20 protein-coding genes, 3 tRNA genes and 1 pseudogene are annotated in these 23,565 nt (G+C 66.4%); 17 read left to right on the top strand and 7 right to left on the bottom strand.

Translation table 11 applies throughout. The annotated features are described in order from the left end of the window. Positions 1-186 precede the first annotated feature (186 nt). On the top strand, positions 187-510 hold the full coding sequence (gene fdxA / locus DI041_RS12065) for a ferredoxin FdxA (protein WP_005409054.1): 324 nt from the start codon (positions 187-189) through the stop codon (positions 508-510). Between the two features lie 197 nt (positions 511-707). Here fdxA and DI041_RS12060 read toward each other — a convergent pair whose 3' ends face one another. Both DI041_RS12060 and dapA read right to left on the bottom strand, forming a co-directional pair. Further along, entirely contained in the window at positions 708-1,223 is a 516-nt protein-coding gene (locus DI041_RS12060) for a hypothetical protein (protein WP_046986015.1), read from the bottom strand. Between the two features lie 32 nt (positions 1,224-1,255). After that, a complete protein-coding gene (dapA, locus tag DI041_RS12055) occupies positions 1,256-2,149 on the bottom strand; it encodes a 4-hydroxy-tetrahydrodipicolinate synthase (protein ID WP_136638831.1) in 894 nt (297 codons plus the stop codon). A gap of 164 nt (positions 2,150-2,313) precedes the next feature. Between dapA and DI041_RS12050 the strand changes: the two genes are divergently transcribed. From DI041_RS12050 to DI041_RS12005, 10 genes are all read left to right on the top strand, one after another. After that, positions 2,314-2,874, top strand: coding sequence for a glycine cleavage system transcriptional repressor (locus DI041_RS12050; RefSeq protein ID WP_012510695.1), 561 nt, complete (start codon positions 2,314-2,316; stop codon positions 2,872-2,874). Between the two features lie 78 nt (positions 2,875-2,952). Beyond that, positions 2,953-3,432, top strand: a complete 480-nt coding sequence (locus DI041_RS12045; protein WP_046986013.1) for a peroxiredoxin — start codon at positions 2,953-2,955, stop codon at positions 3,430-3,432. Positions 3,433-3,516: 84 nt separating this feature from the next. Beyond that, positions 3,517-4,917, top strand: a complete 1,401-nt coding sequence (locus tag DI041_RS12040) for a PhoH family protein (protein WP_012510694.1) — start codon at positions 3,517-3,519, stop codon at positions 4,915-4,917. Continuing rightward, on the top strand, positions 4,914-5,420 hold the full coding sequence (locus DI041_RS12035; protein ID WP_046986012.1) for a hypothetical protein: 507 nt from the start codon (positions 4,914-4,916) through the stop codon (positions 5,418-5,420). The genes DI041_RS12040 and DI041_RS12035 overlap by 4 nt, the downstream gene beginning before the upstream one ends. 13 nt (positions 5,421-5,433) lie before the next feature. Further along, positions 5,434-6,102: a YoaK family protein gene (locus DI041_RS12030; RefSeq protein WP_046986011.1), complete on the top strand. Its 669-nt coding sequence runs from the start codon at positions 5,434-5,436 to the stop codon at positions 6,100-6,102. Between the two features lie 64 nt (positions 6,103-6,166). Further along, entirely contained in the window at positions 6,167-6,976 is an 810-nt protein-coding gene (gene thiD / locus DI041_RS12025; RefSeq protein ID WP_136638832.1) for a bifunctional hydroxymethylpyrimidine kinase/phosphomethylpyrimidine kinase, read from the top strand. Next, positions 6,973-7,899, top strand: a complete 927-nt coding sequence (locus tag DI041_RS12020) for an alpha/beta hydrolase family protein (RefSeq protein ID WP_136638833.1) — start codon at positions 6,973-6,975, stop codon at positions 7,897-7,899. Before thiD ends, DI041_RS12020 begins: the two co-directional genes overlap by 4 nt. Next, positions 7,890-7,966 (top strand) — tRNA-Arg (locus tag DI041_RS12015). Before DI041_RS12020 ends, DI041_RS12015 begins: the two co-directional genes overlap by 10 nt. Positions 7,967-8,035: 69 nt before the next feature. After that, positions 8,036-8,112, top strand: a tRNA-Arg gene (locus tag DI041_RS12010). A 32-nt stretch (positions 8,113-8,144) separates the two neighbouring features. Further along, a tRNA-Arg gene (locus DI041_RS12005) sits at positions 8,145-8,221 on the top strand. A gap of 642 nt (positions 8,222-8,863) precedes the next feature. Here the strand turns inward: DI041_RS12005 and DI041_RS12000 are convergent. Then, positions 8,864-9,784, bottom strand: coding sequence for a LysR family transcriptional regulator (locus tag DI041_RS12000; protein ID WP_065723159.1), 921 nt, complete (start codon positions 9,782-9,784; stop codon positions 8,864-8,866). 140 nt (positions 9,785-9,924) lie between these two features. On the opposite strand from DI041_RS12000, the gene DI041_RS11995 reads away from it, so the two are divergent. Next, positions 9,925-10,626: a pirin family protein gene (locus DI041_RS11995; protein ID WP_136638834.1), complete on the top strand. Its 702-nt coding sequence runs from the start codon at positions 9,925-9,927 to the stop codon at positions 10,624-10,626. Positions 10,627-10,761: 135 nt separating this feature from the next. On the opposite strand, the gene DI041_RS11990 is transcribed toward DI041_RS11995, so the two are convergent. Both DI041_RS11990 and DI041_RS11985 read right to left on the bottom strand, forming a co-directional pair. Next, the gene (locus DI041_RS11990) at positions 10,762-12,960 is read right to left on the bottom strand and encodes a TonB-dependent siderophore receptor (protein ID WP_136638835.1); all 2,199 of its coding nucleotides are present in this window, start codon (positions 12,958-12,960) and stop codon (positions 10,762-10,764) included. A 149-nt stretch (positions 12,961-13,109) separates the two neighbouring features. Further along, positions 13,110-13,805 (bottom strand): alpha/beta hydrolase, encoded by a 696-nt coding sequence (locus tag DI041_RS11985; protein WP_046985861.1) that lies wholly within the window; start codon positions 13,803-13,805, stop codon positions 13,110-13,112. Positions 13,806-13,989: 184 nt separating this feature from the next. Between DI041_RS11985 and DI041_RS11980 the strand changes: the two genes are divergently transcribed. Beyond that, positions 13,990-15,129: an MFS transporter gene (locus DI041_RS11980; protein ID WP_046985860.1), complete on the top strand. Its 1,140-nt coding sequence runs from the start codon at positions 13,990-13,992 to the stop codon at positions 15,127-15,129. A gap of 80 nt (positions 15,130-15,209) precedes the next feature. On the opposite strand, the gene DI041_RS11975 is transcribed toward DI041_RS11980, so the two are convergent. Beyond that, complete coding sequence (locus DI041_RS11975) at positions 15,210-16,361, bottom strand: alpha/beta fold hydrolase (protein ID WP_136638836.1); 1,152 nt, start codon at positions 16,359-16,361, stop codon at positions 15,210-15,212. 185 nt (positions 16,362-16,546) lie between these two features. Between DI041_RS11975 and DI041_RS11970 the strand changes: the two genes are divergently transcribed. The 4 genes from DI041_RS11970 (at position 16,547) to DI041_RS11955 (ending at position 23,430) form a co-directional block, all read left to right on the top strand. Further along, a complete protein-coding gene (locus DI041_RS11970) occupies positions 16,547-17,893 on the top strand; it encodes a c-type cytochrome (protein WP_136638837.1) in 1,347 nt (448 codons plus the stop codon). Beyond that, positions 17,890-18,816 (top strand): c-type cytochrome, encoded by a 927-nt coding sequence (locus DI041_RS11965; RefSeq protein ID WP_136638838.1) that lies wholly within the window; start codon positions 17,890-17,892, stop codon positions 18,814-18,816. The genes DI041_RS11970 and DI041_RS11965 overlap by 4 nt, the downstream gene beginning before the upstream one ends. A gap of 118 nt (positions 18,817-18,934) precedes the next feature. After that, a complete protein-coding gene (locus DI041_RS11960) occupies positions 18,935-21,313 on the top strand; it encodes a TonB-dependent receptor (RefSeq protein ID WP_136638839.1) in 2,379 nt (792 codons plus the stop codon). Between the two features lie 8 nt (positions 21,314-21,321). Further along, a complete protein-coding gene (locus tag DI041_RS11955) occupies positions 21,322-23,430 on the top strand; it encodes a phosphocholine-specific phospholipase C (protein ID WP_136638843.1) in 2,109 nt (702 codons plus the stop codon). Positions 23,431-23,454: 24 nt separating this feature from the next. Here DI041_RS11955 and DI041_RS11950 read toward each other — a convergent pair. Further along, positions 23,455-23,565: pseudogene (locus DI041_RS11950) on the bottom strand (IS110 family transposase); the annotation flags it as partial.

The raw sequence follows: 23,565 nt of genomic DNA, 5'->3' as shown, positions 1-23,565 counted from the left end.
TACCTGCTGGGAAGGGGTACCGGCCATCACGGATGACCGGCTACGCCACAGCGTCGCATGGGCGTTGCCCTGCCGCCAACCGGCCACGGCCGGGCCTGCCAGACGCCCGTTTTCCGCCCTGCGCCGACACCGGGGGCCAACCTGTTCTAGAATTGTCGGGTTCAGGAATCGATCCACCCCCAGCCCATGCCCTTTGTCGTCACCGAAAACTGCATCAAGTGCAAACACACCGATTGCGTGGAAGTGTGCCCCGTGGATTGTTTCCACGAAGGCCCGAACTTCCTGGTGATCGACCCGGATGAGTGCATCGACTGCACCCTCTGCGAACCGGAGTGCCCGGTCAATGCGATCTTCCCGGAGGATGATGTCCCCGCCGGCCAGGAAGGCTTCGTCGCCCTCAATGCCGAGCTGGCCAAAGAATGGCCGGTGCTGACCGTGCGCAAGGACCCGCCTGCCGACGCCGGCGAATGGGACGGCAAGCCGGACAAGCTGAAGCTGCTGGAGCGCTGAGAAGCGCTTGTTGCAGCAAGGAAAAGGGCGCCCATGGCGCCCTTTCTCGTTGCTCGGCAGATACCAACCGCGCGATCCGGTAGGTGCCAACCGCAAGATCCGGTAGGTGCCAACCTTGGTTGGCACAGAAGCGCCGACCAAGGTCGGCCTCTACCCGGGCAGGTGCGGACCTGGGCCCGCCCCCACCCGACCCGCGCTTACTGCGCCAGCTTCGCCTTCAGCGCGGCGATCAGCTTCACCGGGGCCTCGGCGGTGGCCGGCAGGCCACGCGGGTCGACCGCGGAAATGTACGCGCCGGCGTCGACGGCAACCACACGCACCAGGAAGTTGCTGCCTTCATAGGCTACATCGTACGAGCCCAGCAGCTGCGCGCGGCTGGCGATGGTCACGCCTTCCACGCCTTCCAGCGCGGTACCGACCTTGGCGAAGGCTTCATCCTTGCCACCGGCAATGGTGAAACCGGTGTTGCCCACAGCCGGAGCCGCCGCAACCGGCGCAGCCGGCTTGGTCGCCGACGCCAGCGTCGGCACCTTGTTATCACCGGTGGTCGCCGGCAGGTTCAGGTCCGGCGGCACTTCCAGCGGACGCATTTCCGGGGCCAGGGCATAGTCGCCCTTGACGCCACGCTTGAAGCAACCAGTGGTGCCGGCGGCGACGGCCACAGCAAGCAGGGCGTAGGACAGCACGCGGACAGTGGAAACGGATTGACGCATGTGAATCTCCTGGGTCAGACCAAGACGGAAGGTCAGTGGCTGGAAAGGGCTTCGAGGGCGGCGATGTCGCCGGCAAGGTGATCGGCAGCCCGATGATGCGCTGCCGACAACGGCAGCAGCGGCAGGCGCAGGTCGTGGCCGATGCCGATGCGGCGCAGCAGCGCCTTGACCGGGATCGGATTCGGCTCGACGCCACAGAACTCATGGAACGGCTGCAGGCGCGCATCCCATGATTCGGTAGCTTCGTGGTCGTGGGCGGCCGCCAGCTCGCACATCCGGCGGTAGGCGCCCGGCAGCACATTGGAACCGACCGAGATCAGGCCATCGATGCCAGCCCGGATCGAACGCGCGGCAGTACCGTCATCGCCACTGAGCACGGCGAACTGCGCGCTGCGCAGCGCCAGCAGCGCCTGCACCCGGCCAGTGTCACCCACGGCCTCCTTGATGCCGACGATGTTGGGATGGCTGGCCAGCTCGGCCACGGTCTCCGGCTGCATGTCGCAACCGGTACGGCCAGGCACGTTGTACAGCACGACCGGCAACCCGCCCTGGTCGGCAACGGCACGGTAGTGCGCGATCAATCCGGCCTGGGTCGGCCGCACGTACGGCGGGGTGACCACCAGCGCGTGGCTGGCACCGAGCGCGGCGGCGCGGCGGGTCTGTTCGATGGTTTTGCCGGTGCCCGACAGGCCGGTACCGGCCATGACCGGAATGCGGCCGCCGATACGCTCGACCGCGCTGGCCAGCAGCTGGTCGTACTCGGCATCGGTGAGGGTTGCCGCTTCGCCGGTCGAGCCAGCTACGACAACGCCATGGACGCCACCTTCCAGTTGCAGGTGCAGCAGGCGCTGCCAACCGTCGGGATCGAGGGCGCCGTCGGCCCGGAACGGGGTCGCCAGCGCGGTGATGAGGCCGGAAAGGGACAAGGACGTGCTGCTCTTGGCTGGAAAGGGAAAACGCCCGCCACGAAAGGCCGGGGGCGACCTGAATGTTACTTGCGGCGCGAAACCACGGGCAAGTATGCTGGACACCGGTGGATCCCCGCCTCTGGCGGGCATTCAGACTAACGCATGCATTACCCGGAATCGCCTTGACCGACACCACCCCGCGCCCCGCGCCGAGCGAAAACCACCTCCTGATCAACGCCTATACGACGCATCCGGAGTCCCCCCTGCTGTCCGTCACCCGCCGCATTGCCGACAGCGGCTGCAATCTGGTGGACGCGCGCCTGGCCACGGTCGGTCGCGATGTGTCCGTCACCGCCCTGGCCACCGGCTCCTGGGATTCGGTGGCCAAGCTGGAAGCGATGCTGACCCGGCTGGAGCGCGAAGAAGGCCTGAAGCTGGTCTGGTACCGCACCGCTGCCAAGCAGGCGCAGTCCAACCTGCTGCCGTACATCGTGGAGGTGATCGCCGCCGACAAGCCGGGCATCCTGTTCCAGCTGGCCGACTTCTTCGACCGCCAGGGCATCACCATCGAGAGCCTGCAGAGCACGCGTTACCGCGCCATGCAGACCGGTGCGGAAATGTTCAGCGCGCAGGTCACCATCGGCGTGCCGGCCAACATGCACATCGCCGCGCTGCGCGACGATTTCCTCGAGTTCTGCGACCACTTGAACCTGGACGCGATCATGGACCCGATGAAGTTCTGAATTTCGCGCGCCTCTCACAGGCGCGTGGCGTTTCATGCAATTGTCTTGGAAAGAACCCAGGCTCGACAGAAGGACCTCATGAACAACGGCGACACCCTGGACAGCACCACTCTTTCCCTGCCGCTGGCACTGTCCGGCGGCGAACAGGCCACCCTCGGCGACTACGCCGGCCAATGGCTGGTGCTGTACTTCTACCCGAAAGACAGCACCCCCGGCTGCACCACCGAAGGCATCGACTTCAACGCGCTGCTGCCGAAGTTCAGGAAGGCAGGCGCAGTCGTGCTCGGCGTCTCGCGCGATTCGGTGAAGTCGCACGACAATTTCTGTGCCAAGCAGGGCTTTGCGTTCCCGCTGGTCAGCGATGGCGACGAAGCGCTGTGCAGCGCCTTCGACGTGATCAAGATGAAGAACATGTACGGCAAGCAGGTACGTGGCATCGAGCGCAGCACCTTCCTGATTTCCCCCGACAGCCGCATCGTGCAGTCCTGGCGCAAGGTCAAGGTCGCCGGCCATGCCGATGCCGTTCTCGCCGAACTGAAGGCCTCCCAGTCCAAGTGAGTCCCACTGCCTACTGTGTCTGCCATCACCCTGCCCCGCAGCAGGCCGTGATGGTTTTCCCCTGTCCGTAACCAGGAATCGACGATGACCCGAGGCAAGCGCATCTACGTGCTGGATACCAACGTGCTGATGCACGATCCCACCGCGCTGTTCAAATTCGAGGAGCACGACGTCTACCTGCCCATGCAGGTGATCGAGGAGTTGGACAACGGCAAGAAGGGCACCACCGAGGCGAGCCGCAATGCGCGCCAGGTCAGCCGCTTCCTCAACGAGCTGGTGCAGGCCTCGGGCCTGGACAACCTGGCCGACGGCATTCCGCTGCAGCGGCCGCAGGGCCTGCAGCTGCGCGGCAAGCAGAGCGTGGGCCTGCTGCGCTTCCAGACCAGCCATTTCGACGCCGGCAAGAGCTTCGGCAAGGTGATCCCGGACAACGCCATCCTCGGCGCGATCCTGGCCCTGAAGGAAGAGACACCTGAGATCCCGGTGGTGTTCGTTTCCAAGGACATCAACCTGCGGATCAAGGCAGCGATCGCCGGCATCGTGTCCGAGGACTACGAGAACGACCGCGCTCTGGATGATTTCAGCCTGCTCTACACCGGCGCCACCGAGCTGCCGGAAGACTTCTGGAAGCGCCACGGCGATGACCTGCGCAGCTGGAGCGACAAGGGCCGTACCCATTACGAAATCCAGGCGCAGGACGGCGAAGAGTGGTACCCGAACCAGTACGTCTACCTGCCCGGCGAAGACGAAGTCGAGCTGCGCGTCAGCCGCGTGGTCGGCGATGGCAAGGTGGTGCTGTCGCTGGTCGATGATTTCCGCCACGGCAGTCACGCCGTATGGGGCATCAGCGCGCGCAACCGCGAACAGAACTTCGCGCTCAATGCGCTGATGGACCCGGAAATCGACTTCGTCACCCTGCTCGGCACCGCCGGTACCGGCAAGACCCTGCTGGCCCTCGCCGCCGGCCTGGCACAGACGATGGACCAGCAGCGCTATCGCGAGATCATCATGACCCGCGCCACCGTCAGCGTCGGCGAAGACATCGGCTTCCTGCCCGGCACCGAGGAAGAGAAAATGACGCCATGGATGGGCGCGTTGACCGACAACCTGGAAGTGCTCACGCACAACCAGGAAGGCGGCACCTGGGGCCGCCAGGCCACCAACGACCTGCTCGCCAGCCGCATCAAGATCCGCTCGATGAACTTCATGCGCGGCCGCACCTTCCTGTCGCGCTACCTGATCCTGGACGAGGCGCAGAACCTCACCCCGAAGCAGATGAAGACGCTGATCACCCGTGCCGGCCCCGGCACCAAGATCGTCTGCCTGGGCAACGTCGAGCAGATCGACACCCCGTACCTGACCGAGACCACCTCGGGCCTGACCTACGCGGTCGACCGTTTCAAGAACTGGCCGCACAGCGCGCACATCACACTACGTCGTGGCGAGCGCTCGCGCCTGGCCGACTACGCCTCGGAGGTGTTGTGAACCGCTGCACCCGCCTGCTGCTGCCCACGGCTGCGATCACCCTCGCAGCCGTGCTCGGCGCCTGCACCACCACGCGCGGCCCGGCCAGCGTGCCGACCGCAGAGCGTACCGGCCAGTCCTGGGTGGTCACCCGCCCGATCATCGCCGCGCAGGTGCTCGACACCTGCTCGCGCGCCAGCCCCGGCCGCGAGGCCGGGCGGGTCAGCGGCTACTGGGCACCCAGCCGGCAGCAGATCGACCAGCTGGAAGCGAAGCTGCCTTCGCTGGAAGCACAGGTTCCGAAGGTGCTGGACTTCGATCGCCAGTACGTCGGCATAGAAAGCGCAGGCAAGCGGCTGATCTACATCAACGCCTTCCACCTGCCTGACGATGGCAGCATCAATCCGGCCCGTAAGGCGATCCGCGTCTGCGATGGCGGCACGCAGTTCTGGGGCGCCGTGTTCGATCCCGCCAGCAACACCTTCAGCGAGCTGCAGTTCAACGGCGGCTTCGGCGGGCCCTGAGGGGGCCCCGCCGATGGGAATACGCCTGCCCACCTGGGTCTGGATCGGCGCGGTCGCGCTTTCATGCGTGGCCGGCATGGTCAATGTGGTTGGCTTCCTGGGGTTCGAACACCAGGCCGTCAGCCACATGACCGGCAGCACCAGCCAGTTGGGCATGGCGCTGGCACAGGGCGACTGGCGTGCGGTCGGCCACCTGTGGGGGCTGCTGATCGCGTTCGCGCTGGGCGCGATGCTCAGCGGCCTGCTGATCCAGGACAGTGCCCTGCAGCTTGGCCGCCGCTATGGCGTGGCGCTGGCACTGGAATCGGCACTGCTGCTGGTCGCCATCCCGCTGTTCGAACAGCATCAGATCTGGGGTGCGCTGGCCGCCGCCATGGCCTGCGGCCTGCAGAACGCGATGGCTACCACCTTCAGTGGCGCGGTGGTGCGCACCACCCACCTCAGCGGCATGTTCACCGACCTCGGCATCGGCCTCGGCCACCTGCTGCGCGGGTTGCCGTTGCAGGTGCGCCGACTGACCCTCAGCGGCCTGATCATCAGCGGCTTCCTCGCCGGCGGCGTCATCGGCGCCTGGCTGTTCATGCGCTGGCAGTACGACGCCCTTCTCGCCCCCGCCCTGCTGACCGGGCTGACAGGGCTGGGCTATGTGGTGTACCAGCAGTGGGCGCGCTGGCGGCATTGAATCAAAGGCATCCACGCATGGCGTGGATCTACCTTCCCCTGCTGGACCACGGCACAATCACCTGATGAGCCCGACCACTCCCGTTTCCGCCCTGACCATCGCCGGCTCCGATTCCGGCGGCGGCGCCGGCATCCAGGCTGACCTCAAAGCCTTCGCCGCGCACCGCGTGCACGGCCTCTCGGCGATCGCTGCGCTGACAGCGCAGAACACCCGCGGCGTCATTGCCGTGCACGTGCCACCGATCGACTTCCTGCGTGCACAGCTGGACGCCTGCTTCGACGACTTCGACATCCACGCCGTGAAACTCGGCATGCTGGCCAATGCCGAAGTGATCAACGCCGTCGCCGACGCACTGGAGCGCCACCGGCCGCCGCATGTGGTGCTGGACCCGGTGATGGTCGCCACCAGCGGTGCTCGCCTGCTTGAAGACAGCGCGCTGCAGGCGATGCGTGAGCGCCTGATTCCGCTAGCCACGCTGATCACCCCGAATACCCCCGAAGCAGAACTGCTGGTAGGCCGGAAGATCAGCAACGGCGATGACGCCGAACAGGCCGCTGCCGCACTGCTTGGCCTCGGCGCCGGCGCAGTACTGCTCAAGGGCGGGCACCTGCATGAAGGCAACCGGGTGATCGACCGTTACTTCGACGGCGTCAGCAGCGAAGAATTCATCCACGCTCGCCTGCCGCTGGACGCACACGGCACCGGCTGCACGCTGGCCTCAGCCATCGCCGCGCAGCTGTGCAACGGCCTGAGCCTGGCCAACGCCTGCGAAGCCGGCATCGACTACGTCGCACGCGGGCTGCAGCAGGGCTACGCGCCTGGCCGCAGCGAGGTGCTGGTGCTCGACCACTTCGGCGCGGCGCCTCACGCATGAGCCTCGCACCGGACGTCCTTGCCGTGCAGTGCACTGATGGCCATCGCTACGAAGTGATCGCCTGCGTGCCCGCACAGCCCATCGCGCGCCTGCTGTGGCTGCCAGCACTGGGTGTGGCCGCACGCCATTACCTGCCGCTGGCACAGGCGCTGGCGGCGAAGGGCGTGGCGGTGTACCTGCACGAGTGGCGCGGCAACGGCAGCAGCTCGCTACGTCCGTCACGCACGCAGGACTGGGGCTATCGCGAAGTACTCGATCAGGATCTGCCGAGCAGCCAGGGCGTACTGGCCGCAGCGGATGACGAAGCAGGCGCCCTGCCCTGGATCATCGGTGGCCACAGCCTGGGTGGGCAGCTGGCCTGCGTGCACGCCGGTCGCCATCCGCAGCACTTCAATCGGCTGTGGCTGGCCGCCAGTGGCTCACCGTTCTGGCGCAGCTTCCCGCCGCCACGCGGCTGGCTGCTGCCGCTGGTCTATCGCTTCCTGCCGTGGATCGCACAGCGCCAAGGCGTGCTGCATGGCCGTCGCCTGGGCTTTGGTGGAACCGAAGCACGTGGGCTGATCGCCGACTGGGCGCGCGTGGGCCTGAACAATCACTACGCCGCCGCGGGCATGGCCGAAGATCTCGACGCACAGATGGCACGCGTGCATGGCAGCGCACAGGCGGTGCTGATGGAACACGACTGGTTGGCACCGACCGGATCGATGCAGACGTTGCTGGCCAAGCTGCCGAATGTGGCCGCGCAGCTGCACGTGCTTTCCGCGCAGGAGCTGGGCACGCGTGCCGATCACTTCGCCTGGCTGAAGGCACCGGACGCCGTGGCTGACAGCTTTTTCATTCAGTTGGGTGAAAATTTTCACAAAACTGTTGACGGTCCGCGCCGGGATCCGCATAATTCCGCTCCTGTCGCAGGGCGCCCGTAGCTCAGTTGGATAGAGTACCTGGCTACGAACCAGGCGGTCGGGAGTTCGAATCTCTCCGGGCGCACCACTCGACAGGTTTTCAGCATCCGCCGCTGAAAATGCAGTAAAATTAAGCAGTAAATTGATTGTGTACCGCGCGCCCGTAGCTCAGTTGGATAGAGTACCTGGCTACGAACCAGGCGGTCGGGAGTTCGAATCTCTCCGGGCGCACCATACACCGTCAGCACAACAAGTTTATGTAATTGGCGCCCGTAGCTCAGTTGGATAGAGTACCTGGCTACGAACCAGGCGGTCGGGAGTTCGAATCTCTCCGGGCGCACCATTACACCGAAACAGCAGGCCTCGGCCTGCTGTTTTTTTATGTGTGTTTTTCGGCAGGGCTGCGCCCTGCACCCGCCGAAGCAACGGCCGGAGCAACAGCAACAGCACACATTCCGTGGGGTGGCGCGGCGGTGTCGGAGTGCGGGGACGCCGTGAACCCGTCCATGGGGGCTTGGCCGCGGCATCCATGCCGCGGACACCCCGCACTCCGACACCGCCCCACCTCTGACAGATTTCCGCGATCTGATGGATCCACGCCATGCGTGGATGAATCTTCATCGAGTTCGAATATTTCGACAATTGATGGAAGAGCATCCACGCATGGCGTGGATCTACCGTGTCGACCAAGGTCGACACCTACCAACAGCACCGGGACTCTGTCGAAGGCGGGGTGGGTCCGGTTGCGGGAGTGTTCGCGGCATGGATGCCGCGGCCAAGCCCCCAAGGGTGAGGGTGCTTTGCTTGCGAAGCACTGCTTCGCAAGCGCCCGAACGCACAGCCGCCAGCGGCTGGGCCGGACCGCGGAGCGGGGTTTACGGCGTCTCCCGCAACCGGACCCACCCCGCCTCCCCACGGGAACCAGCTTCTGCTGTTGCTGTTGCTCCAGCTCGTAGCGGGTGCAGGGCGCAGCCCTGCCGTACCCCTAACCCCGTGCCATTGACTGCCACCACTGCGACAGCAGCTCCGGCCTGCGCAGGCGCTCTCGCCACCAGCGCAGTGCGGCGCCATCCTCGCCGGTGCGCCAGGCCAGCCAGAACGTCTCTTCCGGCTTGTGCTCCTCCACTTCGCGGATCACCAGCTGGCCGCGCGCTACTGCCGCGCGCGCGCACGGCTCGGGCAGGAATCCGAAGCCCACACCCTCGCATTGCAGCTTCAGCTTGCTGGCCATGTCCGGCACCGTCAGCATTTCCTGCCCCATCAACAGGCCGACCGTGCGTGGCAACAGCCGCCGCGCCGAATCGGAGACGGCGATCGCGCAATGCTCGACCAGCTGCTCGCGACCGAGCACGCCCGGCACCGCCGCCAAGGGATGATCGGGCGCGACCGCGAACACGAACTCCACCGTGCCCAGCGGCTCGACCACGTAACCACCGCCACTGGGGCCCTCGCCCGGCGCACCGACCAGCAGGTCGGCACGGCGGTCCAGCAGGGCTTCCCAGGTGCCGGACAGGGCCTCGCCAATCAGCCGCAGCCGGGTCGGCGCCTCGGCCTCACGGAATGCGGCGATATCCGGCCCCAACAGCCAGGTCGGAAACACCGAGTCGACCGCCAGGGTCAGCTCGGTCTCCCAGCCCGAGGCCACCCGCCGCACCCGCAGCTCCAGCTCACGCGCGGCGCGCAGCAGGTGCCTGCCCTCTTCCAGCAGCGCGCGGCCGGCCTCGGTCGGTTCGGCGCGCGGGCCGACCCGGTCGAACAGCTGCACGCCCAGGTCCTCCTCCAGCTTGGCCACGGTGTAGGAGATGGTCGAGGGCACTTTGTGCAGGGCCTTGCCGGCGCCGGCAAACGAACCACGGCGGTCGATGGCATCCAGGATCTGCAGGGCATCGAGGCTGAGCTTGAGCATTCGATTTTTTCGATGATGGCTGTCAAAACTATCCGTTTTTCAAAGCCGGGGCGCAAGCGGATACTTCTCTCCAACGGGAAAACACAGCGGCCAGAGGCCCATCCCGCCCCATCGAAACCATCGAACAAGGAGATTCCATCATGCTGCAGATCCGCAAGAGCGCTACCCGTGGCTTGGCCGAGCATGGCTGGCTGTCCTCGCGCCATACCTTCTCCTTCGCCAACTACTACGACCCCCGTTACGTCAGCTTCGGCCCGCTGCGGGTGATCAACGAAGACAAGGTGATCGGCGGCCAGGGCTTCGGCACCCACAGCCACAGCAACATGGAGATCGTTTCCTATGTACTGGGCGGCGCGCTGGAGCACAAGGACTCGATGGGCACCGGTTCGGTGCTGCGCTACGGCGACGTGCAGCGCATGAGTGCCGGCAGCGGTGTCAGCCACAGCGAGTTCAACCATTCGGCCGATGAGCCGGTGCACTTCCTGCAGATCTGGATCTTCCCGGACGCGGAGAACATCACCCCGTCGTACGAGGAGACCCACTTCGCGCCGGAGACCAAGCGCGGCCAGCTGCGCCTGATTGCCTCGCCTGACGGTGCCGACGGCTCGCTGCGTATCCACCAGGATGCCCGCATCTTCGCCACCATCGTCGATCGCGGCCAGAAGCTGCACCACGCGCTTGGCAACGGTCGTGGCGCCTATGTGCAGGTGGCGCGGGGCCAGCTGCAGGTCAACGGCATCACCCTGGAAGCCGGCGATGCGCTGCAGGTCAGCGACGAAGCACAGCTGACCCTGGAAAACGGCAACGACGCAGAAGTGCTGGTGTTCGACCTGCCGCTGTAACGACAACGCCCGCGATGCTCCAGTGCATCGCGGGCGCATTTCTGTAGCGCCGGGCCCACGCTCGGCTGCTGTTTGCCTGGATCAGGCCATGCACGGCCAGCCGAGAGCGGGCTCGGCGCTACAGCACCACCGGCGTCAGAACTTGTACGTCATCGCCAGGCGTACGTTGCGCGGCTCACCCCAGGTATAGGTGCTGTACCAGCTGAAGATCGTGTAGTACTGCTTGTCCAGCAGGTTGTTGACGTTGAGCGTGGCCGACAGGCGATCACTGAATTCATAACGCGCCATCGCATCCAGCAACCAATACGGTTGGGTGCGATGAACCACCTTGGCCTGCGTGGCCGGGTTGGTGATCTCACCGAAAGTGGAATCCTGCCAGCGCGCACCACCACCCAGCGTCAGCCCCTTCCAGTCGCCGCGCAGGCGGTAGCTGGTGTGCAGGCTGAACTGATTCTCCGGCTCCAGCGTCGACACCTTGGTCCCGGCCTGGCGTGCGATCTTGTGGGCGAAACCACCCTGGACCTGCCAGCCCTCGGCCAGCTGGCCGGACAGCTCCAGCTCATAGCCCTTGGTGCGCACGCCCATCAGCGCGCGGTAGGCGATGTCGCCGGTCGGCGTCTTGCCACCGGAAGGCTGGGCGAAGTTGTCCTGGTCGAGCTGGAACAGCGCCGCACTGGCGTTGAAGCGGCCATCGAAGAATTCCGCCTTCAGGCCCATCTCGTAGCTGCGTCCTTCCAGCGGATCCAGCGCCTTGCCCTGTTCGTCGCGCTCGCCCTGCGGCTTGAAAATGGTGCTGTAGCTGGCATACACCGAATAGTGTTCGCCCAGGTCATAGACCACACCGGCATACGGTACGAACACGCCGGTCTCGCGCGTCTGCGGCGAGCGGTAGCTGGCCAGGCGGCTGCCGACGATCACCTTCAACGGATCGGCAACATCGAAGCGGCCGACCACATAGACGCCGTTCTCGCGGGTCACTTCATTGTTGTCGTAGCCCCGCTGCCATTGCGGCTCGGGAATGTCCCCCTGCCACGCGCGATAGTCCGGCACCGCTGTCGGGTAGCCGGGCTGCGGTGAGTAACCGGTGTTGGTCCAGCGCTTGCGCGACGCGCTGCCGCCGACCACCAGTTCATGCTCGCGCCCAAGCAGGCCGAAGCGCCCGCTGACGTAGAAGTCGGCGGCGTTGCTGACGGTCTTGCCGACATACTTGCCCAGCCACAGCGACACGCCTTCGCCGGTAACCGGATCGGGATTGCCACCGGCCGCTCCGGCCAGGGCCGCGTCATAGCCATTGACCTGATGGTTGAGCTGCAGCTTGGCAACCCAGTCATTGTTGAACGTGTGCTCCAACGTGGCGAAGCCGGTGCGCACGTACTGGCGCCAGCCGCTCCAATGGGTGCCATTGTTGAACGAACGCGGCATGTCGTTGAAGTTGCCCTGGCTGTCCAGCAGCGGGATGCCGCCCCAGGTCGAGCCCTTCGGATCGCTCTCCAGTACGTCCCCGCCGACAGTCAGCAGGGTGCGCTCGCCCACGTCGGCCTCAAGCACTGCGTAGCCCACCTTGCTGGTGCGCTGGTAGAAATCGAGATTGGAATGCTTGTCCTGCCAGGCACCAACGGCACGGCCACGCACGCGACCATCGGCGGTCAGCGGACCACCCACATCGATCTCGGCGCGGTAGTCGTCCCAGCGGCCCACACCCAGCGTCGCACTACCTGCGAAGTCCTTGCCCGGCTTCTTGCGCACCAGGTTGATGGTCGCGCCTGGATCGCCCATGCCGGTCAGCAGGCCGGTGGCGCCCTTGAGCACTTCAATGCGGTCGTAGATGGCGGTGTCGCTGAGCGTGTTACCGGCCGAGTAGGCCGAGTCGCGCGACATCGGGATGCCGTCGTACTGGAAGTTCTGCACGGCGAATCCGCGTGCGTAGTACTCGGTGCGCTCGCTGTCGTAGGTCACGATGCTGATGCCCGGGGTCACCCGCATCACGTCATCGATGCCGTCCAGGCCGAAGTCGTCCATCTGCGCGCGGGTGATCACGCTGATGGTCTGCGGGGTCTGCCGCGGGGTCAACACCAGCCTGGTGGCGGTGGCGATGGTGCCCGGCGTGTAGGCGCCGCTGCCTTCGGTGATGGTGCCGAGCTGGTTGGCGGTGACCTGTACGGTCTGCAGGGTCTGCGAGGCGGGCGCCGGCTTGGCCTTGTCCTCGCCCTGGGAGGACTGGGCGGCCGCGGTGCCGCCGCTCAGTGCAAGCAGCAGCAGACCCTGGGCCAGCGCATGCGACAGCGGCAGGCGACGTGGAAACGGGAGCGGAAAACGGACAGGCACAGACGACACGACGGAACCTCCACGATCGAGTGGGATCCTCTGGCGGCGGCTGGAGGCGGGATGGGAATGGGGCCGGATGGCCGCAGGCGCAGGAGTTTACTCCCCTGCGCCCCGGCTGTCGTGCGGTATGCCGTCGCGCGCGTCGCGATGGCGCCGGATCAGCCGCCTACGGCGGCACAGGCCTCAAGAATCAACGCGGTCACCTCGGCCGGTTTCGAGGCCAGCGAGGCATGGCTGGCATCCAGTTCCAGCAAGCGCTTGGGTTGCATCCGACCAGCCATGACCTTCTGGTTCTCCGGCGCGATCATCCGGTCATGGCGGGACAGCTGGTACCAGCTCGGCTTGTGCTTCCACGCCGGGTCGCTGACCGCATCGCCGAAAGTGCTGGCCAGCGGCGCCTTCTGGGTCACCGCCATCACCCGGCCTTCGTCGTCACTCAGGTCCTGGCAGAAGCTTTCATGGAACTTGTCGGCACGCAGCCACAGGTAGCCATCGCTGTCCGGCGCCAGATTCGGTGCCGCATCCGGCAGATGCTGCTGGGTGATGCCACCTGGACTCTCGCCGGCATCCGGGGCGAACGCCGCGATGTAGACCAGGCCCTTCACGTTGGCCTCGTTGCCGGCCTGGCTGATCACCGCACCACCATAGGAGTGGCCGACCAGCAGCACCGGCCCGTCGATCTGCCGGATCATTTTCTGGGTGCGGCCGGCATCATCGGCCAGCGAGGTGAGCGGCAGTTCCACCGCCTGCACGCGGTCATGGCCGTTGCGATGCAGCTCCAGGATCACTTTGGCCCAGTGTGCGGCCCCGCCCCAGAAACCATGGACGAGGAGGATGGTCGGTGTCGTGCTCATGTACGGATCTCCGGCAGCGGCCGGCGGAATGCCGACCGTGTCGCCACTGTCCGCGTGGGGCGTTAATCACTGGTGACGCATTCGGGTCACTGCAATCGTATGCGTCGCTTGATCTCACGCATGGCACTTGCCCATCCGGCCTGAAAACGTTTTCATGGATACTCCTTGGAGCTTCGCACCGCGCATGACGCCCTCATCCCCACGTGCCCAGCAGCACGCCACCCGTGCCGCCTTCTTCATTCCCGGATTCGCCACCGCTGCCTGGGCGCCGATGGTGCCCTATGCCAAAGCCAAGGCCGGGTTGTCCGATGCCAGCCTCGGCGCGGTACTGCTGTGCCTCGGCCTGGGCTCGTTGCTGGCGATGCCGTTGGCCGGTGCCTTGACCGGCCGCCTCGGCTGCCGCCGGCTGCTGGTGGTGACCTGCGCGATGGTGCTGTTGGCATTGCCACTGCTGGCGCTTGCGCCCTCGCCTTTCGCACTGGGCGCTGCTCTGTTCGTATTCGGTGCCGGCGTGGGCGCGATGGACTGCACGGTGAACATGCAGGCGGTGGCGGTCGAGCGCGACGCCGGGCGCGCAATGATGTCCGGCTTCCACGCCTTCTACAGCATCGGTGGTTTTGTCGGTGCTGGCTGCATGACCGGCCTGCTGATCCTGGGTACGCCGTTGTGGCTGGCCGCGCTGGTCTCGGTAGCGGCGCTGCTGGTGGTGGCGGCGCTGTCGGCCCCGCACTGGCGCCCACAACGGATCCTGCACGAAGGGCCGCTGCTGGCACTGCCGCACGGCGTGGTGCTGTTCATCGGCGTGCTGGCCTTCGTGGTGTTCCTCGGCGAAGGTTCGATGCTGGACTGGAGTGCGGTGTTCCTGGCCGAAGTACGGCAGGTGCCACGCGACCAGGCTGGTGCGGGCTTCGCGCTGTTCACCCTGGCGATGACCGCGATGCGCCTGTTCGGCGACGGTATCGTCGAGCGCCTGGGCCGGACCCGCACGATGGTCTTCGGCGGCATCACCGCTGCGGTGGGTTTCACCCTGGCCACGCTGGTGCCGTCATTCCCGGTGGCGCTGGCCGGCTACGTGCTGGTCGGGCTGGGCTGCGCCAACATCGTGCCAGCGCTGTTTTCCATGGCGGGCCAGCAGCGGGTGATGCCGGAGAGCATCGCCATCACTGCGGTTACCACACTGGGGTACGCCGGCATCCTCGCCGGCCCGGCAGCGATCGGTGCACTGGCACACGCCACCAGCCTCGGCTTCGCCTTCCTCTGCGTGGCCGCGCTACTGCTGGGCGTAGCCGCGTCGGCGCGCTCACTGGCACGACGCCTGCCCTGACAGAAAAGGGGACGGAGGGGATTAAGTCGTTTCTAGCCCAGGTGTGCGGGAAACGACCTAATCCACTCCGCCCCCTTTTTTCAGCTGCGCGCCGGAGCCTTCACCGGCGTATCGGTTTCGTGCACCAGCCATTCGGCCTGGGCGGGCAGCTGCGGTGCCGGGCAGGTGCTTTCCGGATGGTGCTCGTCGCGTGCCATCCAGTCGTCGACCACACCGGCCAGCAGATCCAGCCTCAGCGGCAGGGTGATGTGATCTTCGCCGCGCATCTCGATGTAGTGCGCGCGCGGATTGGCCTGCGCCAGTTCGCGGCCCTGGCTGACCGGGATGTGCTGGTCGCCCTGCCCGTGCAGAAGCAGTACGCAGGCGTGGGTATCGGCCAACGCGCGCGCCACGTCCACACGGTCGAGATCGACGTCGATGCGGCGGCTTGCCGCGGCGACCACCTGGTCGATGTCCTGGCCACCGTAACGCCAGCGCGCGTAGGAGGCTACCGCCTGCGCCTTCAACCCTTCCGGCTGCAACCCCATCAGATGCGGGATCATCGTACGGATGGCCACCCCGGCATTGGCGAATGACTCCATCGCTACCACCCCGGCAACCTGATCGCCCAGCTTGTCGGCGGTGAACACTGCGGTGGCCGCACCGTATGACACACCGAACAGGTACAACGGGCCGGTCACTTCGCCGCGTGCACGCAACTCACCGATCACATCGACCACGTCATCGGATTCATAGGTGCCATAGCCGGACGGACCGGCACCGGACTGGCCGTGGTTGCGCAGGTCGAGGGTGACCACGCGGTAGCCGGACTCGGCCAACTGAAGCGACCACGGCAACATCGAATCACCGTTCATCATCCAACCGTGCAGCAGCACCACGGTGCCGCGCGGTGCCTGCGCGTGGAAGGGCTGCGGCACGGCCAGGCTCAAGCCGGTATCCAGCGGCAGGCCGTTCTCGTGGCGCTGCGGCAGGTAGTGGTAGCGGGCACCGTAGTTACCCGGATCGAACACGCGCCAGAAGATCGGCACGCCATCGCGCCCCGCTGCGAAACCATGGCGATTGGGCAACTCGGCAATGGCGGCGGCAATGCGCGGGCGATCGAGCAGGGTCGACACGCCACCCGGCGCGATCAGCCGATCAGCGAGCGAGGTGGAGGAGGCATTGATGGAGGAGGAGCATGCAGCCAGCCACAGGCCGGCGCACGCCAGCAACAACAGCAGCAGGCGCTTCATATCACGTCGTAGGGGTGAATCAGACAAGTGGTGACGTTAACGCCCCACCCGACCGGCCATCTATCGCGCGTGGATGACGGCTTGATGACAACGCGGGAACGATTCAGCTTGGTGTACAAGCTGTATCTGTTCAGTCATTGATCCGGATCAATGAACGCGCGTGCGCGATTGCCCACAGTGCCGCCATGCGCACCTCGTTCAAGCTCGCCATTGCCCTGGCCGCCACCGTGGCCGCCGCCTACGGCATCGCCCGCACCACGCCCTACTGGTTCGCACCGCGACAGGAGGCGAAGGTCAACGTCCACGACCCGGCGCTGATCGCGCAGGGGCAATACCTGTCGCGCGCGGCCGACTGCGCTGCCTGCCATACCGCGCCGGGCGGCAAGCCGTTCGCCGGTGGACTGGGCATGCAGACGCCGATGGGCACGATCTATTCGACCAACATCACGCCCGATCCGGACACCGGCATTGGCGCCTACGACTACGCCGACTTCGAGCGCGCGGTCCGTCGCGGCATCCGTCACGATGGGCAGCCGTTGTATCCGGCAATGCCGTACGCCTCATACGTGATCGCCAGCGATGCCGAGATCAAGGCGCTGTACGCCTACTTCATGGGCTCGGTGCAGCCGGTGAAGCAGGACAACGCCGACAGCACGATTCCGTGGCCAGCCAACATGCGCTGGCCACTGGCCTGGTGGCAGCTGCTGTTCGCACGCCCGCGCAGCTTCAGCCCGGATCCAGCGCTGGATGCCGGCGAGCAGCGTGGTGCAGAACTGGTGGAAGGCCTGGCTCACTGCGGCGCCTGCCACACGCCACGCGGGCTGGCCTTCCAGGAAAAGGCGATGGCCGACGATGGCAGCCGCCAGTTCCTGTCCGGTTCGGTACTGGAAGGCTGGTACGCGAAGAACCTGCGCAATGAATCGACCGGCCTGGCCAGCTGGAGCGAGGGTGAGATCGTCGACTTCCTGCGCACCGGCCGCACCGATCGTTCGGCGGCCTTCGGTGGCATGGCCGATGTGGTCGAGCAAAGCACGCAGTACCTCTCCGACGCCGATCTGCTGGCCATGGCACGCTACCTGAAACAACTGCCGGCTCGCGAGGGCCGCAGCGCACAGTGGTCACCGGGTACCGACACCACCACCGCCGCACTGCGCAGTGGCGACTATCGCGTGGCCGGCTCGCTGGCCTATGCAGAGCACTGCCAGGCCTGCCATCGCGCCGACGGCCGCGGCATGCCACGGGTCTACCCAGCACTGGCTGGCAACTCGATCGTGTTCGCCGATGATCCCAGTTCGCTGGTGCAGGTGACCCTGATCGGTGGCCGCACGCCGCATACCCCGCACGACCGCATGGCGTTCACCATGCCCGGTTTCGAGCGGCTGCCGAATGCACAACTGGCACAGATCCTGACCTTCATCCGCAGCAGCTGGGGCAACCAGGCCAGCGCGGTCAACGAGGTCGACGTGGCGAGGATGCGCCGGGTGGTGCGTGACAAGCCGGTGCATTACGTTCCGCAGGAGGCTGCACGATGAAGCGTTCGCGCAAACGTTCCCGCCTGCTGCCCGGCAGTGCGATCGCCGTTGTGCTGCTGGCCGGTGCCGGCACCCTCGCCTACCGCCATCTGTACCCGGACCTGGATGCCGCCGTGGCCAGCACGATCGATATTCTCGACGCGCAGGGCACGGTGGTCGGCCAGTACCACGCCCCCAGCGCCGAGGAAATTGCCGGGCTGGGCAATGCCGGGTCGGTGATGCTCGGCCGCCGCCTCCTCAACGAGACCGCGCGGTTGCTGCCGGACAACGTCGGCAACGATCTGAACTGCAATTCGTGCCACATGGCCGAGGGCAAGCGGCCGTTCGGCAACCACTACTTCAATACGGGTGGTGGTGCCTACCCGCGCTACATGCCACGGCCAGGCAAGGTGATCGGGCTGACCGAGCGCATCAATGGCTGCCTGCAGCGCTCGATGAACGGCAAACCGCTGGCCAAGGACGCGCCGGAAATGCGTGCCATGCTGGAATACATGACCTGGTTGAGCCGTCCCGTTCCCGAAGGTGCGCGCGTGGCGGCACCCAGCGAAGGGCCGATCGACAGCTCACTGACACCTGATCCGATCCGCGGCCAGGCGCTGTACGCCGCGCAATGCGCCGCCTGCCACGGTGACAACGGCGAAGGCCGACGCGATGCCAGCGGTGATATCGCCTTCCCGCCGCTGTGGGGTGACCGCAGTTTCAACATCGGCGCGGGCATGGCGCGGCTGTACAAGGCCGCCGGCTTCGTCAAGCACAACATGCCGCCGGCAGTGACCCGCGAGCCCCCGCTGGGGCAGCAGGTGATGCCCGACCAGGATGCGGTGGACGTCGCCAGCTACTTCATCAACCAGCCGCGTCCGGACTTCGCCAACAAGGCCAAGGACTGGCCGCGTGACCCGAAACCGAAGGACGCGCGCTACTGAGGCAGGCGGCCTCGGGTACCGGCCGTCACACAACACGGTTCCTGCATCTTCGCGTCATGCCGATGTCATTGGCGCTGCCGACACTCCGGGGCTTCCCTCCCCTCAAGGTCCGGTCTCGATGCGAACCATTGCGCGCTTTCCCCGTGTCTCCCTGCTTGCCCTGCTGATCGCCCCCGCACTGGATGCCCTGGCCGAAGCACCGCAGGGCGACGCGGCCGAACCGCGCAGCAGCGATGCCCGTACCCTGGACCAGGTGCAGGTGATAGGCCAGGCCACCAGCTACGCCAAGACCTCGGTACGTGCGGAAACGTTGAACCGGCAGACCGTGATGAGCAGCGTCAACGACGCACTCAATGAAGTACCCGGGGTGGTGGTCAGTGAAGCCGACGCCACCGGTTCGTCGGTGTGGGGCACGCAGATCAGCATGCGCGGTTTCGTCACCAACCGCGATACGCAGCAGATCGGCACCACCATCGATGGCCTGCCCAATGGCGGCTCGGGCTACGGCGGCGGCTCGCTGGCCAACCGCTACATCGACACCCTCGATCTGGAAACGGTGGAAGTCAGCCAGGGCACCGCTGACATCTCCTCGCGCTCGAACGAAGCCCTCGGGGGCACCCTGAACTTCCTCACCAGCGATCCGCTGCAGGACAGCCGCCTGCGCTTCGTGGTCGGCGCCGGTGACAACGAGGCACGCAAGTACTACGTGCGCTACGACACCGGCCTGCTCGGCGGCCACACCCGCGCCTGGGTCAGCGCTTCCTCCGCGCGCGTGCACGACTGGATCGACGGCAGCGGCCAGACCAGCAACGACCACATCGCCGGCAAGTTCATCACCGAGCTGGATCGCTGGACGCTGACCGGCTACCTGTCCTACAACGATGCCGACGAGCCGGAGTACACCAGCGTCTCGCCGAAGGGCTTCGCCACCAACCCGGATCGCGACAACCTGGTCGGCACCCTCACCGGCATTCCGTACCTGGACCAGAACTTCCGTTCCGGCTCGCGTGCGCTGCGCGAGAACACCTTCGGCTACCTGCGCGCGGCCTTCGACGGCGGCAACGGTTTCAAGGCCTCGGTGGCCGCTTATGGGCACCGAATGGAAGGCCGCGGTGACTGGCTGCCGCCCTACCTGGCACAGGTCAGCGATGACGGTGCTGGCCGCCCGGAATCGGAGTATCTCGGTGGCAGGACCGTGTACGGCGGCAGCAACCGCGGCCAGATCTTCTTCGTCAATCCCGATGGCAGCGCCGCACAGCGCCTGGCCAGCTGCACCCCACGGCTGGGCTTCACTGCCGAGTACGACCCGAACTGCTACGCCGGCAACGTGTTGGGCGCGCAGTCGTACCGCCACACCCACTACGACAACAACCGCAAGGGCGTGACCGCCGACGTCGAGTGGCGGCAGACTTTCGGTGCCGTCGACAACACGATCCGTGGCGGGCTGTGGGTGGAGAAGCTGGACCGCTCGGCACGCCGCGACTGGCATCGCCTGCTCAACGTCGGCCAGGACATCGCCTTCGACCACCAGCCGTACTGGGTGCAGTTCGAGGACAAGTACAAGGTTGATGAGCAGATGTACTACGTCGAGGATATCGCACGCTTCGGCCCGTTCAGCGCGCGCCTGGGCGTGAAGCAGTTCTTCGTCGACCAGTCGCGCCGCCGCGTGATCGGTGCCAATGAGCACGTGAAATCCGATTCCAAGTCCGATCCGCTGCTGTCCACCGGCTTCACCTGGGCGCCAGGCGTGGAAGGCATGGAGCTGTTCGCCGGTTTCTCGCAGAACTTCGCCGCCATTCCCTCCGGCGTGCTCGGCGAGACCGACCCGCAGCGCTTCCGCAACGTGGAGCCGGAAACCGCCGACAACATCGAAGTCGGCATGCGCATCAGCCGTTGGCCGCTGACCGCCTCGGTCACCCTGTACAACATCAAGTTCGACAACCGCATCGTCTACCTGCCGGCCGGCTTCGTCAGCGGCATCGACTACCTGGGCGAGACCGACGGCGTCTACGAGAACTTCGGCGGCGTCGAGAGCAACGGTCTGGAGGCCGCGTTCGGCTATGGCTGGGACAACGGCTGGCGACTCAACGCCGCCTATGCCTACAACCGCTCCAAGTACCTGGGCAGTGGCGACGCCGCACGTGATACCCAGCTCGGCATCGTCGACGGTGCCAAGGTGATCGGCCAGCCCGAACAGACCCTGGTGCTGTCGGCCGACTGGCAGGGTGAAAGCTGGAACTTCGGCCTGTCCGGCCGCTACCTGGGCACGCGTTACCTTGATGCCGCCAACGTCAACAAGCTGCCCTCGGCCACCGTGTTCAACGCCAACATCGGCTTCGACCTGCAGGGCCTGTCGCCGCGCCTGAAGGGCATGGGCGCCAACCTGGTGGTGAGCAACCTCACCGACAAGCGGTATCTTGCAGGGGTGGATGGCCGCGACAACGCCTTCATCGGCGCACCGCGTACCGTCGGCATCTCCTTCCGTGTGGACCTGTGAGTGAACCCGTGACCGATATCGGCCGACGCCGGTTGTTGCAGGCCGGCGCTGCCGCCGGCCTTTCCCCCCTGCTACCCAGCATCGCCCGGGCTGCAGCGATCGCACCCGCCGCGCAGACGCGCAGCCTGGAAGACCTGCAGCACATCGTGGTGTTCATGCAGGAGAACCGCTCGTTCGACCACTACTTCGGCACGCTGCCGGGGGTACGTGGCTTCGGCGACCGCTTCGTGGCCCCGGCCGCCGCGCTGCAGGCCGGTGGCCGCGCGCGCAGCCTGTGGCTGCAACCCGATGCCAGCGGCACGCGCGCGATCGCACCGTTCCCGCTGGATACCGCTGCACACTTCGGCTACATGCGGGTGGAAGGCACGCCGCACACCTGGCCTGATGCACAGCGTGCCTGGGACCATGGACGCATGGGTCAATGGCCGAAAGCCAAGCAGAACCATTCGATGGGCTATTTCCAGCGCAGCGACCTGCCCTTCCAGTTCGCCCTGGCCGAGGCGTTCACTATCTGCGACGCCTACCACTGTGCGATGCAGGCCGGAACCAACCCGAACCGGGTGTTCCTATGGACCGGCCACAACGATGCGACCGCGCGCGCCGGTGGCCCGGTGATCGCCAACTCGCACGACAACTTCCCGGAACATGGCGGGCATCCGGCGTCGTACCGATGGACCAGCTATGTAGAACGCCTGCAGAAGGCCGGGGTGTCCTGGCAGATCTACCAGGACATGGCCGACAACTTCACCGACAACCCGCTGGCCGGCTTCGAGTCCTTCCGCCAGGCCTACCGCGCTGCGCCGGGGCATGACCCGCAGCTGCGCGCGCGTGGGGTCAGCACGCGTGGGCTGGCACAGCTGCGCCAGGACGTGGTCGACGGGCGCCTGCCGCAGGTCAGCTTCATCATCGCCGACGCGGCCGGCAGCGAGCATCCCGGCCCTTCCAGCCCGGCCCAGGGCGCGGCGTACACCGCGCGCGTGCTGGATGCACTGACCGCCGATCCAGAAGTGTGGAGCCGCACCGCCCTGTTGCTGATGTTCGACGAGAACGACGGCTTCTTCGACCACATGCCGCCACCGGCACCACCTTCACCGGAAAACGGTGGCTGGGCGGGTGCGTCTTCGGTCAGCACCGAGGGCGAGTACCACCGCCTTCCGGCACCGGGGGATGAGAAGTACGACGCCGCCGAGCTGCGCGGACGCCCCTACGGACTGGGCCCGCGCGTGCCGCTCTACGTGATCTCGCCCTGGAGCCGGGGTGGCTGGGTCGATTCGCAGGTGTACGACCACACCTCGGTCATACGCCTGATCGAACGCCGATTCGGCGTGGCCGCACCGGACATCTCGCCGTGGCGCCGCGCGGTCTGCGGTGACCTCAGCAATGCCTTCGACTTCGCCCAGCGTGATACCCGCCCGTTCGTACGCGGCCTGCCCGACGTCAGCGCGGTTGCCGCACGCGCTGCCGCCCTGCCGGGACGCACCGTGCCGGCGTTGCCGGAGGGACTGAAGCCGGCGAAACAGGAAAGCGGCGTACGCCCGGCGCGTGCCCTGCCCTATCGGCCGCAGGCATCGATTACTGCGATCGACGCATCGGGCGTGGATCTGACGCTGTCCTGCGAAGGCGCAGCGGCGGTGCTGCATGTGTACGATCGGCTGCGGCTGGGTGCGGTGCCACGCCGCTATACGCTGGTACCGGGCACGCCGCTGCGCGAGCGCTGGGCGCTGGACGCCCAGGGACGCTATGACCTGTGGCTGCTCGGCCCGAATGGCTTCCACCGTCACTTCCAGGGCGCTGCCAAAGGGCCCGTCGTGCAGGCGTCGGTCGAGCGCGCCGAAGGCCAGCTGCGGCTGCATCTGCGCAATCTCAGCGATGCCGTACAGCAGCTGCGCGTGCATGCCGGCGCCTATGCCGGGCACATGCCGGAACAGACGCTGGCGCTGCCGGCGCATGCAGAGACCGCATTGGCGTGGGATGCAACGCCTACCGCGGGCTGGTATGACCTGCAGGTCGGCGCGGGTGAGAGCGTGCTGCGTCTGGCCGGTCGCGCAGAAGATGGTCGCCCCGGCACCAGCGACCCGGCGATGGGCAGCGAGCCATTGCGGTTCGAGCACGATTGAAGGATCTCTGTAGCAACTGTCTTGTCAGGCGGAGGCCATCTGGGCCTCCGCATCCCTTTTGCGGGCGTTGAGGATCACCAGCATCTTGCGCATCACCGCGACCAAAGCCACCTTGCCCGGCTTGCCCTGCTTGAC

This window comes from Stenotrophomonas maltophilia, from assembly GCF_004920835.1.
In the GTDB taxonomy this organism is placed as follows: Bacteria; Pseudomonadota; Gammaproteobacteria; order Xanthomonadales; family Xanthomonadaceae; genus Stenotrophomonas; species Stenotrophomonas maltophilia_AQ.
Note: the sequence above shows the minus strand (reverse complement) of the source record. Positions and strands in the feature narration are given on the sequence as shown.